The sequence below is a fragment of the Larkinella terrae genome, from assembly GCF_009668025.1.
In the GTDB taxonomy this organism is placed as follows: domain Bacteria; phylum Bacteroidota; class Bacteroidia; order Cytophagales; family Spirosomataceae; genus Larkinella; species Larkinella terrae.
Window position 1 is genome coordinate 65,216 of sequence record NZ_WJXZ01000014.1, and the last position, 13,555, is coordinate 78,770.

General features: G+C 53.7%; 12 protein-coding genes. 7 read left to right on the forward strand and 5 right to left on the reverse strand.

What is annotated here, in order from left to right:
- Positions 1-63: 63 nt before the first annotated feature.
- Complete coding sequence (locus tag GJJ30_RS22335; protein ID WP_154177419.1) at positions 64-912, forward strand: SMP-30/gluconolactonase/LRE family protein; 849 nt, start codon at positions 64-66, stop codon at positions 910-912.
- Positions 913-1,167: 255 nt separating this feature from the next.
- Positions 1,168-3,228 (forward strand): tetratricopeptide repeat-containing sensor histidine kinase, encoded by a 2,061-nt coding sequence (locus GJJ30_RS22340; protein ID WP_205880600.1) that lies wholly within the window; start codon positions 1,168-1,170, stop codon positions 3,226-3,228.
- Positions 3,229-3,252: 24 nt separating this feature from the next.
- Here the strand turns inward: GJJ30_RS22340 and GJJ30_RS22345 are convergent, their stop codons facing one another.
- The 3 genes from GJJ30_RS22345 to GJJ30_RS22355 all read right to left on the reverse strand — a co-directional run bounded on the left by GJJ30_RS22345 (position 3,253) and on the right by GJJ30_RS22355 (position 6,364).
- Complete coding sequence (locus tag GJJ30_RS22345) at positions 3,253-3,834, reverse strand: hypothetical protein (RefSeq protein WP_154177421.1); 582 nt, start codon at positions 3,832-3,834, stop codon at positions 3,253-3,255.
- Positions 3,835-3,855: 21 nt separating this feature from the next.
- Positions 3,856-5,808, reverse strand: a complete 1,953-nt coding sequence (locus GJJ30_RS22350; RefSeq protein ID WP_154177422.1) for a hybrid sensor histidine kinase/response regulator transcription factor — start codon at positions 5,806-5,808, stop codon at positions 3,856-3,858.
- A 160-nt stretch (positions 5,809-5,968) separates the two neighbouring features.
- Positions 5,969-6,364: a T9SS type A sorting domain-containing protein gene (locus GJJ30_RS22355; RefSeq protein ID WP_154177423.1), complete on the reverse strand. Its 396-nt coding sequence runs from the start codon at positions 6,362-6,364 to the stop codon at positions 5,969-5,971.
- Positions 6,365-6,441: 77 nt separating this feature from the next.
- On the opposite strand from GJJ30_RS22355, the gene GJJ30_RS22360 reads away from it, so the two are divergent.
- On the forward strand, positions 6,442-6,636 hold the full coding sequence (locus tag GJJ30_RS22360; RefSeq protein WP_154177424.1) for a hypothetical protein: 195 nt from the start codon (positions 6,442-6,444) through the stop codon (positions 6,634-6,636).
- The gene (locus GJJ30_RS22365) at positions 6,623-7,528 is read left to right on the forward strand and encodes a sugar phosphate isomerase/epimerase family protein (protein WP_154177425.1); all 906 of its coding nucleotides are present in this window, start codon (positions 6,623-6,625) and stop codon (positions 7,526-7,528) included. The genes GJJ30_RS22360 and GJJ30_RS22365 overlap by 14 nt, the downstream gene beginning before the upstream one ends.
- Positions 7,529-7,689: 161 nt before the next feature.
- Here GJJ30_RS22365 and GJJ30_RS22370 read toward each other — a convergent pair whose 3' ends face one another.
- Positions 7,690-8,085 (reverse strand): T9SS type A sorting domain-containing protein, encoded by a 396-nt coding sequence (locus GJJ30_RS22370; protein ID WP_154177426.1) that lies wholly within the window; start codon positions 8,083-8,085, stop codon positions 7,690-7,692.
- Between the two features lie 258 nt (positions 8,086-8,343).
- Here GJJ30_RS22370 and GJJ30_RS22375 point away from each other — a divergent pair, with 258 nt between their 5' ends.
- The 3 genes from GJJ30_RS22375 to GJJ30_RS22385 all read left to right on the forward strand — a co-directional run bounded on the left by GJJ30_RS22375 (position 8,344) and on the right by GJJ30_RS22385 (position 12,658).
- The gene (locus GJJ30_RS22375; protein WP_154177427.1) at positions 8,344-9,087 is read left to right on the forward strand and encodes a glucosamine-6-phosphate deaminase; all 744 of its coding nucleotides are present in this window, start codon (positions 8,344-8,346) and stop codon (positions 9,085-9,087) included.
- Complete coding sequence (nagA, locus tag GJJ30_RS22380) at positions 9,084-10,274, forward strand: N-acetylglucosamine-6-phosphate deacetylase (RefSeq protein WP_154177428.1); 1,191 nt, start codon at positions 9,084-9,086, stop codon at positions 10,272-10,274. The genes GJJ30_RS22375 and nagA overlap by 4 nt, the downstream gene beginning before the upstream one ends.
- A gap of 518 nt (positions 10,275-10,792) precedes the next feature.
- Positions 10,793-12,658, forward strand: a complete 1,866-nt coding sequence (locus GJJ30_RS22385; RefSeq protein ID WP_154177429.1) for a patatin-like phospholipase family protein — start codon at positions 10,793-10,795, stop codon at positions 12,656-12,658.
- A 59-nt stretch (positions 12,659-12,717) separates the two neighbouring features.
- Here the strand turns inward: GJJ30_RS22385 and GJJ30_RS22390 are convergent, their stop codons facing one another.
- A complete protein-coding gene (locus tag GJJ30_RS22390) occupies positions 12,718-13,413 on the reverse strand; it encodes a FadR/GntR family transcriptional regulator (protein ID WP_154177430.1) in 696 nt (231 codons plus the stop codon).
- Between the last annotated feature and the right edge of the window lie 142 nt (positions 13,414-13,555).

The window sequence follows — 13,555 nt, forward strand, 5'->3', positions numbered from 1 at the left end:
CGCCGTCATTGCAGGTCAGTTCTGGCCGCCTTTTACTCACTTCCAATTCTAACCTTGCCAACCATGAGAAAAGTATTTTTCGTTGCATTCGTTGCGCTTTTATTCCGGGGGATGCCGGACGCCGTAGCGCAAACCGCCGATTTGAAACCGGTTTGGGAAACCGATACGACCATCCGGACGCCCGAAAGCGTTTTGTTCGATCCAAACCAAAATGTGCTGTACGTTGCGTGCATCAACGGCGGGCCGTCGCTGGATAACAAAGGCAGTTTCATTGCCAAACTGGGTCTGGACGGAAAGGTCATTAAGCTGAAATTTGCCGAAAACCTCAATTCAACCAAAGGAATGGGCATTTTGGGCGATAAACTGTACGTAACCGAAATGAATCAGGTCGCGGAAATTGCGTTGTCGTCGGGTAAAATCCTCAACCGCTACCCCATCGCAGGTGCCAAATTCCTCAACGATATTGCGGTGGATACAAAAAAGAAAATCGTCTACATTACGGATTCGGGCAATGGCCAGGTGTGGGCGTTAGCGCAGGGAAAAACCAGCGAAGTCCTCTCCGGCGCTCCGCTCAAAGGCACCAACGGGCTGTTGGTTGAAAACGATCAGGTCCTGATCGGCAACGGCGACGGTACGCTCTACACGATGAATCCGGCGACGAAGCAACTGAACACCGTTGCCAAGGTGTCGGGCGGGATTGACGGTATCGTGGCCCTGGGCAACAAGCAATACATCGTTACGGAATGGGGTGGTAAAATCTGGCACGTCAAGGCCGACGGAACCACGGAACTTAAACTGGATACAACGAAAGAGAAGATCAATACGGCCGATGTCGGGTATAATCCAAAAACCAAAATGCTGTTTGTTCCCACCTTTTTCCATAATACGGTAAAAGCGTATTCCCTCAACTAAACCGGTTTTTACAAGGAAAGAGGTCGGTGTAAGCACCGACCTCTTTTTTTCTGCTTCTGCCAGGTGTTCAGAAACCCTCGCAAATCCGGGCGGTTTTTATGAAAGAGGCTGGCGATGAGTAGTATATCTCCGAATTGATAGCTATATTCCAGCCTGACTTCAACGGATCGACATTCTCCGCAGTCAGAACCGTTTGACTACTTTTCGTTTGGCCCACCAATGGTTTTGCGCTGCTTTCTGGGGATAATCGGGCTGTTGAAAAACAGCTTAAAGAACGGTCTGTTTCCCGTTCTTTTGGGAATCACTCTGCCGCTTCAGGCTCAGAAAATCGATTCATTACAAAACCAGTTGCAAACGGCAAAACCGGATACGCACCGGGTGAGCATGTTGCACGATCTAAGCTATGCGTATTGGCTCGGCGGTGACGATTCGCTGGCGATTCGGTACGGCACGCAGTCGGTAAATCTGGCCAAAAAGCTGGGGTTTTTGCCGGGAGAAGGCAAAGCCCGGCTGCACCTGACCCGCATCGAAGCCGATCGGATGATCGATCTGACCGGCGCTTTTGCCCAACTGGATACGGTTTTGCGGATCGCGGCAAAGCTGAAAGACCGGCACATGGAGGCCGAGACGTATATTCGGAAGGCGCAGCTGCTGGAAACCAACCTGGCGCGGCAACCGGAGATCATGCCCCTTTATGACCAGGCCAAAGCTATTTTTGTGAACCTGGGCGATAAGTCGTGGCAGGGGACGGTTTTCAACGAAAAAGCCCGGTTTTTTACCCGCAGCGGGGACTTCAGCAAAGCCGTTGAATTTCTGCTGAAAGCCCGGCAGCTTCAGGAAGAAGTGAACGACCTGCGGGCTCTGCGATCGACGCTGCCCAATCTGGGTGTGGCTTATTCCGCCCTGGGTTTGTACAGGGAAGCACTCCGGGCGTTCGACGACGCCGAAATCGTGGCTAAAAAACGGAATGATAAAGTCCTGACGGCTTTTTTGCTGAATCAGCGGGCGGAAATTTTTGAAAAACAAGGGAATTACGCAGCCGCGCTGAAAACCTTGACCCAAGCGGCCGATATTCATAAAACCACCCGTACGGCCTACTGGTTACCCAAAACCTATTCCCGAATGGGGAGGGTGTACATCCAGCTGAAAGATTACGGTAATGCGCTGAAATATACCCAATTGGGTGACAAGCTTTTTCAGGATGTGGTCGATTCTGACAACTTTCTGGATCACGTGGTCCAGCTCAATTATGCTAAAATTGCGCTGGCCAGAAAGCAATACCGCCGGGTGATCGACTACGCGTCCAAAGGCGTGGAATGGGCCGAAGAGTCGGACCCGCCGTTGCTGCCGGAAGCCGCGGAATACCACCGACTCCTGGCCGAATCCTACGAAATGACTGGTCAGATTGATCAGGCCTACGTTCATTATAAAAAATTCAAAGCCGAATCGGATTCACTCCTCAATAAGGAATCGCTGCAAAAAGCCACGGCGGCTACCCTGAATTACGAATTCGACAAGCAACAGCAGCAGCAAAAACTAAGCATTCAGAAGCTGGAAAACGAAAACCTCGCCCAAACCCGCAACCTCCTCGGGGCGTTGCTGCTGCTGGGAGCGGGCATACTCAGTTTTGTGTTCTGGAATAACCGCCGGCTTCGCACCAGAAACGAAGAACTGGCCCGCAAAAACGCCGAGATCGAAGCCGCTTTATACCGCGGCCAGACGATGGAGCGGAAGCGGGTGGCGAGCGAATTGCACGATAACGTTGCGACCCGCGTCTCGGCCCTGAAATGGCGATACGAAGCCTTCGATACCTCGCAGTTCGACGCCGATCAGCAGACCGAACACGCCCGCTTGCTCGAACATATCGGGGAGATTTACGACGATATCCGCTCGGTTTCGCACAATCTGATGCCCGACGTGCTGGAAAAATCGGGTCTTCAGGCCGCGCTGATCAAGATGGCGGACACGCTGAACGTCCAGAACCGCACCCGGTTTCAGCTCGAGCTGGAGCAATCGGGCGCTGATGTGCGGGGAAAAACCGCTTACGAACTTTACGCCATTACGCTGGAACTGGTCAACAACATTCTCAAACACGCCAAGGCTCGCCAGGCCAACATTGCGCTGGTCCGGCAGGACGGTTTTCTGACGCTTGTTGTTCAGGACGACGGGCAGGGGTTCCGTCAGGCCGGGCGATCCAACGGCATCGGCCTGCAGAACATTCAATCCCGGCTGGATCGCCTGGGCGGTTCCTGTCAGATTTCGAACCGCGAACAGAGTGGGACGCTCGTTCAGGTGCGGGTTCCGATTGCTGGATAGGCCTTATTCCCAGTCAGTTGCCACTTAATGCGGACTCCGGATTTTATCAAAATACGGATCCAGGGATTCCAGGTCACATTCCGAGGTGATGGCCAGAAACGACTGACTGGCGATGGTCAGCCGGGAAGCCTGCTCCGCCCGGCAACGGGCATTGTAACCCCGGGCGTGAACCGCCAGCGCCAGAATTCCGTCGTTTTCCCAGTTTTCGCTCGTTAGAGTCATTCGTTTATCGCGCCCTTCGTCGCAGAGGGACAGGAGTTGGGGCGGCCCGATTTTTCCTTTGCCGTGTTCGCGGCTGAATGCTTTTTCCAGTAAATCATCGTAGGTGCAGGTAATTCGAGCCAGGCGGTTTTCGTAAAAAACCAGAAATAGACCGGTAATCGAAACGCCCTGAATCTCAACGGAATCGGCTTTGAACAGGCGAATGTCGGTACAAACCAACGCGAGCGTCCCTTTCACAACGGGCGGTTCTTCCTCCCGAAAACCGGCGGAGGGCAACGAATCAGGCGTTGTTATCCCAATTCTGAACATCCCCAAACCGGTTACGTTCGACTGCGCGAAGAGGACACCGGTTTGGAGGAAAAGGAGCAGAATCAGGGATTTCATGGCGGTTTTACGCTTTCCGGGTTACCGCTTGATAAAGGCGGTGGGCGTTTGCTGGTAAAACTCCCGGAACACTTTGGTAAAGTAGGAAGGCGTCTCAAAACCCACCAGATAGGCGGTTTCGGCAGCGCTGTGTCCCGACCGCAGCAGGTCGATGGCTTTGCGGAGCCGGTATTGCCGGATCAGTTCAACCGGGGAGAGCTGAGTCAGGTTGTGTACTTTCAGATACAGCGCTTTTCGGCTCATGGCCAGTTCATCGGCCAGCCATTCGACGTTGAGGGTCGAGTCGTCGAGGTGTTGCTCGATGAGCGTGTACAGCTTCCGCAGAAACTGATCGCCCACCGTCAGCAGCGGAGGGGCGCTGTCGGGTTGGGCGAGTTGCTGGCGGTAATGATCGCGCAGGCGCTCCTGGCGACTCAGCAGGTTACGCAGCCGCAACTGAAGTTCACCGAGGTGAAAGGGTTTGGTCAGGTAATCGTCGGCCCCGAGCGAGAGCGCTTTCAGCCGGGAAGACTCTTCACCACTGGCCGACAGCAAAACCACCGCAATGTGGTCGGTCACCGGATCGGCTTTCAACCGTTCCGTTAAGGCATAACCGTTGAGACGGGGCATCATCAGGTCGGTAATGATAATGGACGGCAGTTCTTCTTTCGCCAGAATCCAGCCGTCGTGGCCGTTGGCAGCCGACCGAACCCGGTAATTCGTGCTAAGTTCCGCCACCATAAACTCCCGCAGTTCGGCGTTGTCTTCCACCACCACAACCAGCGGATGCGACTCCTGCTCGTCGGCTACCGCAAAAGACGATCCGGGCAGGGCCGGGGTATCGACTACCACGGACGGACCGGTGACCGAGGCCGCCGAATCCGGGCTGCTGGTGCGCTGGAAAGGCAGTTCGAGAGTAAAAACCGTACCTGACTCCCGCCCTTTGCCCTCAATCTGGCTCTGAACGTCCACTGTACCGCCGAGCCGCCAGGTCAGTTCGCGCACCAGCGCCAGGCTGATTCCCGTGCTGTCGTTGGCGCGAATCCGTTGATTATCACCTTCGTAAAACCGGTCGAACACATGCGGGAGCTTGTGGGCCGTAATGCCAATGCCCGTATCGCGTACCGTTAACCGGGCACCCGCAGCAGTCTGGTGCAGGGAAACGGAAATGCCGCCGGTATGGGTAAACCGGATGGCGTTACTCAGCAGGGTGGAAAGAATCATTTCCCACTTGTCGGCATCGAAGCGGTAATTGCCGGAAGGCAAATCCGTCTGGTACGTCAGCGTCAGATTCTTGCTGTCGGTTGACGGGCGAAAGAGCTCGACCAGTTGTTCCACAAAACCGGGTAAATCGCCGACCTGATCGACCAGCTCCGTCTCCCGGTTTTCGAGCTGGTTGATGGCGATCAACTGGTTGATGAGTCGCAGCAACTGACGGGCATTGCGCCGGACGGTAGTCAGCGGCTGCGTCGCCGGGACATCGGCGGTTTCCATCAGCTTGTCCACGGTCGCTACAATCAGCGACAGGGGTGACCGTAGCTCGTGGGTAATGTTGTTAAAAAAGCGCGTTTTGACCACATCGACGGCCTTCAGCTCCTGGGTTTCGCGCAACTGCCGAACGTACTGGCGGGTTTTCTCAATCGTCGCTTCGAGGTCCTGAAAATCAATGGGTTTGGTGATGAAATCAAAAGCGCCCCGGTTCATGGCGGTTCGGATGTTCGCGACATCGCCGTACGCGGTCAGTACGATGGTGCGCGCAACCGGGTTGATTCGGGGGAGGTGTTCCAGCAGCGTCAGGCCATCCATGCCGGGCATGTTGATGTCGGTCAGCAGCAGGTCGATGTCGGGTTGTTCTTCCAGTATCCGCAGGGCCTGCTGACCATCGCGGGCAAAAACGAATTCGTAGGTGCCGTTCTGAATGGATTGGCGAAACCGCTGCCGGAAGAGTGTTTCCTGGTCGGTTTCGTCATCCACCAATAGTATTTTGGTCTTCATGGAGTTCTGTCAGGGAATTCGCCGGGCATCGGCAAGCCCTAAAGATACGAAAGGAAAGCCGTTCCGAACGGGTGCATCAATCGCCAGAAAGCAAAAAACCGGTTTATTCAAACCGGTTTTCGAGGGTGGATATAGTAGAGAGTTGTTACTGTTCGGTCGGTTATTTAACGGCAATCAGGCGGGTGGCGAAGTTGGGCTTCTGGGTAGCCAGCGTTACGTTATTAACCTGCGTGTCAACCCCGTTGGTGAAAACGACCCGGTAAGCGCCGTCGGGTAATTCGCTGATGTCCAGGGCTAAGCGAGCGGTTTTTTGCCGTTTTCCGATTTCCTGAACAAAGAATTCTTTTCCTTCCGGATTAACCAGCCGGACTTCAACGGCGCCCCCGGTTTCTTTGTCGACAGCGACGCGAAGCTTGCCCTGCGCATCGGTGTACAAACTGGTTTGGTAGGCAGCGTTTTTGGCTGCGGGAGTTGGGCGGTTGGTTGCGAAAGAAGGAGCGAAGGCAACGAATGTCAGCAACAAGGCGACGAGCGGAAGTTTAACGAGCGTTTTCATGATATCGAAAGTTTAGTTTTTTTGGCCTGTTTGAATGATTCAAAGGTCGGGCAGATTGACCAGAGACGCTGTCACAAATGAGTCAATCACTAGCACTTTTGGGAAAAGGTGCGTTGCGCGAAAACAAAGGATACTTGCTTTGGAAAGCGGTTTTTGCATTTGAAATGCGATATTTGGGAAAACCGGGCGGTTTTCATCCCGCATCGCCGGTTTCTGGTCCAATTTCCAGCTTTCCCAAACCCTATTCCGTCGACGATTATGAAGCAAACTGAAGAAGATCCCCAAAAAACTGCTGTTGCCGGGAAAAGAGCCCTGAAAAGTTTCCTGTTGCTGAGTCTGTGGATCATGGCTTCTGCGAGCCTTTTCGCCCAGACTAAAAAGAAAACGACCGATCCCAAAAACTGGAAACTGGGCGTGGCGCTGTATACTTTCAATCCGTTTCCGTTCCCGGAGCAACTGGCCAAAGCGGATAGCGCGGGCCTGAAATTTGTCGAGGGCTACACCTTTGGCCGGGCTGGCGCGGAACTCAAAGATTCGTTGATCATGAATCTGTCGCCGGCCGGAATTGAAAAGCTCAAGCGACAGGTGAAGGACAAAGGGCTGCTGATGGAGTCGATTTATTTGGTCGGCGGAAAAACCGTTGACAAGTGGGCCCGGGAGTTTGAGCTGGCCAAAAAGCTGAACGTCAAATACGTCACCGCCGAACCGCCGATCAATCTGTGGGACAGCGTAGACAGCCTGGCGGGCGTGTACGGCATGAAAGTGGCGTTGCACAACCACTGGAAAGGCACCAGCGCCTACTGGCATCCGGATTCGGTGCTGGCGGCCCTCAAAAACCACCCCAATTTCCGGGTTTGCGCCGACATCGGCCATTGGCCCAAGAGCGGCATCAATCCGGTCGAAGGGCTCAAAAAACTGGAAGACCATTTGATCGCGCTGCATTTAAAAGACATTGCCGCCTACAACGACCCGAAGCTGAAAGATGTGCCGGTTGGAACGGGCGTCATTGATTTTCCGGCGGTTTTTAAGGAATTGAAGCGACAGAACTTCAACGGCCACATCATTATCGAGCGCGATGCGCAGGACAAACCCAGCAACCTGCCTTCCGTCATTCAAACCGTCAAATACTACAACGCCCAGTTGGGACTGACGCCGGTTAAGTAAGTCCTTTATCGTTTATGATTAAGAGAGCAACGGTTTCACTATCAAAAGGGTGGTAAGAAAGGCTATAAACTACGATCAAAAACGAAAAGCCGATCCGAAATGGGACCGGCTTTTTTGCCATACACTTTAACCAGTTCAAGCTCCTGAACAAGTCAGATTTGTTAATTAACGGCGACCAGTCGGTTGGTAACGATCTGTTTTTGAGTACTCAGCGTCAGGTTGTTTGTGAAATCGGTGACGCCGTTGGTAAAGGCTACCTGATACGCGCCATCGGGCAATGCACTGACGTCCACCCGCAGCCGGGCCTTGCGTTGCCATTTTCCGATCTGTTGAACGAAAAATTCTTTTCCTGCGCTGTTGACCAGCCGAACTTCGACGACGCCCCCGGTTTCTTTATCGACAGCGACGCGAAGCTTGCCTTCGGCATCGGTGTACAAACTGGTTTGGTAAGCAACGGCTTTGGATGCGCGTTTGGGCCGGTTGTTGGCGAAAGAAGGAGCGAAGGCAACGAATGTCAATACAAAGGCGACGAGCAGGGATTTGACGAGCGTTTTCATGGTATCGGAAGTTTAGTTTTTTTGGCCTGTTTGAATGATTCAAAGGTCGGGCGGATTGCCGAGAGACGCTGTCACAAATGAGTCAATCACTGGCACTTTTGGGAAAAGGCAATCCGGAGAGGGGAAGGCGGTTTTATGGACCGATCCGGATCGGAAAACGCGAATTCAATTTATTTAATCGCTCCGGCTCGGTAAAATCGGCTGGCAAGCCTTATTTTGCAGAAATCCCTAACCATCGATTGTCTCTTCCCATTTACTATGGAAATTATCCTGACCGAAACCCCTAAGGAACTCGGCCAACTGGCCGGTAGCCGGGCGGCTGAATTTATTCGTGATGTTATTGCCCAAACCGGTCGTTGTAACCTTTTGCTGGCCACCGGTACCAGCCAGTTTGAAACGCTGAACCAACTGATCAGCAGTCCGGGAATCGACTGGAGTAAAGTCGTTATGTTTCACCTGGACGAATACATTGGCCTGCCAATCACCTCACCGGCCAGTTTCCGGCGGTACCTGAAAGAACGGTTTCTGGACCAGGTGCCCCCCCTGAAAGCGAGCTACCTGATCGACGGCGAAGCCGATCCGGAAGCCGAGTGCGAACGTCTGGGCGGCATCATCGCCCAACACCCCATCGACGTCGCGCTGGTGGGCATCGGGGAAAACGGGCATCTGGCCTTCAATGATCCCCCGGCTGATTTCGATACCGAAAAACCGTATATCATTGTGGAACTGGACGAACCCTGCCGCAATCAGCAGTTTTCGGAGGGCTGGTTCGCATCGTTCGACGATGTGCCGCAAAAAGCCATTAGCATGTCGGTGAAGCAAATCATGAAATCCAAACGGATTGTGTGTTCGGTGCCCGACGAACGGAAGGCCGTCGCCGTTAAAAACAGCGTTGAACAGGAAGTAAGCAACCAGTTTCCGGCCAGTATTTTACAGCAACACTCCGACTGTGCCCTGTTTCTGGATGCGGGTTCGGCCAGTCTGCTTTCAAAAACCGCATGAATCCGCAGCGCCTGAAAATCACCAACGGCCGGATTGTGACGCCGTATCGGATTATTCCCCGTGGCACGGTTTTGATCACCGACGGCACGATTACGGAAATCAGCGAGCGCGATATTGACGCGACGGATGCGGTGGAAATCGACGCCGGGGGCCGCTACATCGCCCCCGGTTTTATCGACATTCACGTGCATGGCGGGGGCGGACACGATTTCATGGACGGTTCCGAAGCGGCTTTTCTGGCCATCGCCGAAACCCACGCCCGCTACGGCACCACGGCGATGCTGCCGACGACGCTGACCAGCACCAAAGAACACCTGCTGAAGACACTCGAGTTGTACGAATCGGCCCACCGGAAAAATACCGCCGGGGCGCAGTTTCTGGGAATGCACCTCGAAGGACCGTATTTTGCCATGAGCCAGCGGGGTGCGCAGGACCCGCGTTACATCCGGGACCCGGACCCCGCCGAATACCGGGAAATTCTGGAACGCTCGTCGTCGGTTAGACGCTGGAGCGCGGCCCCGGAACTGAAAGGTGCGATGGAATTCGGGCGGTTTTTGCGGTCCAAAGGCGTGCTGGCGGCCGTGGCCCATACCGATGCCATTTACGAGGACGTGCTGGAAGCGTTTGAAAACGGTTACAGCCTGGCGACGCATTTTTACAGCGCCATGTCGGGCGTTACGCGCCGGAACGCGTTCCGGTATGCCGGCGTGGTGGAAAGTGCGTACCTGATCGACGCGATGGACGTGGAAATCATCGCCGATGGGGTTCACCTGCCCGCTCCTTTGCTGAAACTGATTTACAAAATCAAAGGCCCTGACCGCACGGCTTTGATCACCGACGCCATGCGTGCTGCGGGAATGCCGCCGGGCGACAGTATTCTGGGGAGTCTGCACGACGGAATGCGTGTGATTGTGGAAGACGACGTGGCCAAATTGCCCGACCGCACGGCTTTTGCCGGGAGCGTGGCCACCGCCGACCGGCTGGTGCGGAACATGATCCGGCTGGCGGATATTCCCCTGCCGGAGGCCGTGCGGATGATGAGCGGCACACCGGCCAACATTCTGGGCCTGAAAGACCGGAAAGGGTCGTTGCTGGCGGGGAAGGACGCGGACGTTGTCATTTTTAACGAAGATATTCGGATCTTTAGGACAATCGTGGGCGGGAAAGTAGTTTACGAGGGGCAGTAGCTCGTTTGAAAACGGAATCGGTTTCGAGCACCTGATTTTCTCAATTCACGCCCACACGATCCTGTTTGTTCTCTACACGATTACGCTGACCATCGATTACGTTGCGGATACCACCCTGGCGACCAAATATGCCTCGCTGATCGGCTGGTTCTACTTTCTGCTGTCGCTCAAGCGGGTTTATCAGCAAAGCTGGCTCGTTACGCTGGGTAAGTTTCTGGGTCTGTCGGTTGCGTATTTAGTTGTGATCTGGCTGTTCACGGCCACGGCTTTTGTGTGGGGAATAATGACCTTCTAATTTTGTAGTATCTTCCAAAAACCGGTCCGGGAAATAGTGAAGTACACGGTTTGCTGCGAAAACCGAAGCCGGTAGCTGCATTCACGCCACGAATTTCATTGAAATTGTGTGCGGTCGGGCCAATTATATTTACTTTTTATCCTTTTCCGTTTATCATTGTTGTCAGACACAAAACATTGAAATCCAGACACCGACAAGGATAACTTTACTCCTACTCCCTTTCATGGCAACCCGACTCAATCCGGCGCAAAACCACCTTTTACAAACCAGTCTTACCCAGTTATTCGGCGACTTCGATGCGCCCACGCTAGCCACACTTACGCCCCTGCTGGAGTGGGTCGAAATCCGGGGTGGCGAGTGCCTGTTACGCCAGAACGAGCCCGGCAATTCGATGTATTTTGTCATCAGCGGCCGCTTGCAGGCCGTGGTGACGGAGAATGGGCAATCCCGGAAAATCGGGGAAATCATGCGGGGCGAAACGGTGGGCGAAACCGCCCTGATTACCAACGAACCCCGGAATGCCTCGGTATTTGCGCTGCGGGATACGGTATTGGTGCGGCTTTCAAAAACCGCCTTCGAACAGGTCATCAACAAACACCCGGCGGTTGCGCTGAACATGGCCCGGTGCATTATTCAACGGCTGAAAAAGACACCTTTTTCGGAGCGGTTTCACAAAAAACCGGTCAACATTTGCCTGCTGCCGCTGCATACGACGGTTGATTTAACCGGAATTGCGCAAAAACTTCACGAACTCCTGCTCCTGAAAGGCACGGTATTATTGCTGACCAGCGACCAGCTCAGCCAACTGAAAACCGGTACGGATGACAAAACCGCCGACTCGCCACTCCGTCAGTTTTCGCACCGGCTCGACGATCTGGAGTCGCAGTACGAATACGTGCTGCTCGTCGCCGATCCGGCAGATTCGGGCGGTACGCTGTCCGAATGGTCGCAATTTTGTGTCCATCAAGCCGACGACATTCTGCTGCTGGCCGACGCCCGGCAACCCGCCGATCTTTCACCGGGTGAAAATCAACTGTCTCAAAAAGGGTTAATTAACGGACAGGCCGAAACCCTCATTCTCATTCATCCGACCGAAACCCTCATTCCGCGGCATACGTCAAACTGGCTGAATAAACGGCCTCAGATTCATGCCCATTACCACATTCGCCAGGATTTGGAGCGCGATCTGGCCCGGCTAAGCCGCATTTTAAGCAATACGGCCATCGGTTTCGTGCTGGCGGGGGGCGGAGCGCGCGGTTTTGCGCACGTTGGCGTATTGAAAGCCCTGCAGGATTACGGCATTCCCATCGACTTTGTGGCCGGAACCAGCGTGGGCGGTTTGATTGCCAGCGCCATTTCGTTTGATCAACCGGCCGAGACGGTCCGGAAACACGCCCGGAAAGGAGCTTTGTTCAACCCATCGAAAGATTATAACTTTCTCCCGCTGATTTCCCTGATTCGCGGCCAGCGGATGGAGCAGATGATTCGAAATACCATTGGTGATTTTCTGGGAGGAATTGAGCCGGATATCGAAGACTCCTGGATAACGTTCTTTACTCTTTCCAGCAATTACACGCAGGCCCGCCCCGAAATCCACACGCGGGGTTCGATGATTTATTACCTCCGGGCCACCACCGCCATTCCGGGGGTTTTTCCGCCGATCATTGATGGCGATGATTTTCTGGTGGACGGCGGTTCGTTCAATAATTTTCCGGCTGATGTGATGAGTCGAATGCCCGTTGGAAAAATCATCGGGGTGGATCTCACGATCGACAAACCCCGGAAACTGACCATCACCAGCATCCCCAGTCCGACGGCCTTGCTGCGCGACCGGTTTCGGTCTAAAAAACAGCGCAAATACCGGCTGCCGTCGCTCTCGTCGATTCTGCTCAATTCAACGCTGCTCTACAGTGCGTCGCAGCGCGGTGCGGCCCGGCAGTTGATCGATCTCTATTTCAACCCCGACGTCAGCCGGTTTAGCCTCATGAAGTGGAGTTCCTACGACAAAATCGTCGAAAAGGGCTACGAGCACGCGATGATCGTTCTGAAGCAGATGAGCGACACCGAACTGGCGGCTTACCGGGCCTGAGGCATTCTTAGGAGCATAAAGATCCGGCGGTAGTCGGCGGTTTTCAGACAATCGCCGGACTACCGCCGGATCGTATTGTAGTAAACCGAAAGGTGAATGTGCATCGCCTTCCGGAACTCCTCCGGCGTGCCGTCTTTCAGGATTTTGAACAGGTCGTAATGCGAAACCGGGTTGGCGGGGGCAGCGTGTTCGGTAGTAGTGACCATTGTGGCAAACACATGCTCAAAAACCGGAAATAGCAGGCTCTGAAACCGCTGGAAGGTCTCGTTGCCGGTCATGTCATACAGCTTCCCGTGGAATTCGATTTCATCTTCTTTACTCAAAACCGGTAACCCCTTCTGTTTTTCGACAATCGCTTCCAGCTCGTCCAGGTCTTTTGGTGTTTTCCGGGCAAACAAAAACTCGGCAATCCCCATTTCCAGGATCAGCCGCAATTCAAAAATATCGTTCTGATTACTCTTGCTCAGAATAAACGGGTTGAGGACTTTCTCAATCCCGGCTAGTAAATCCGGCTGCGCCATGATCATACCGCGCCGGGGACGGGCCTCGATCATCCCCAGCATCCGCAACCGGCTCAACGCTTCCCGAACCACATTGCGGCTAACGTTCAGTTTCTGAGCGATTTCCATCTCATTCGGAAGCGCATCGCCCGGTTTGAAAGCGTTCTCGGTAAAATACTCCCGTAATATGTTTTCGACACGATCCGTCATCGATAGGCTCTCCAACGGTTCCAACAGGCCAGTTTTGGGATTCATTATCTTTATTTTTTGTGCAAATGTAATGCAATGCCTTGGTATTCGTGTACTTTTTGAAGGATTATATCTTTTTTGATACAAGTTCATTGTAATTAAAATACTACTATTATATTTGTAGGACAAATAAAAAGATAATATTTAA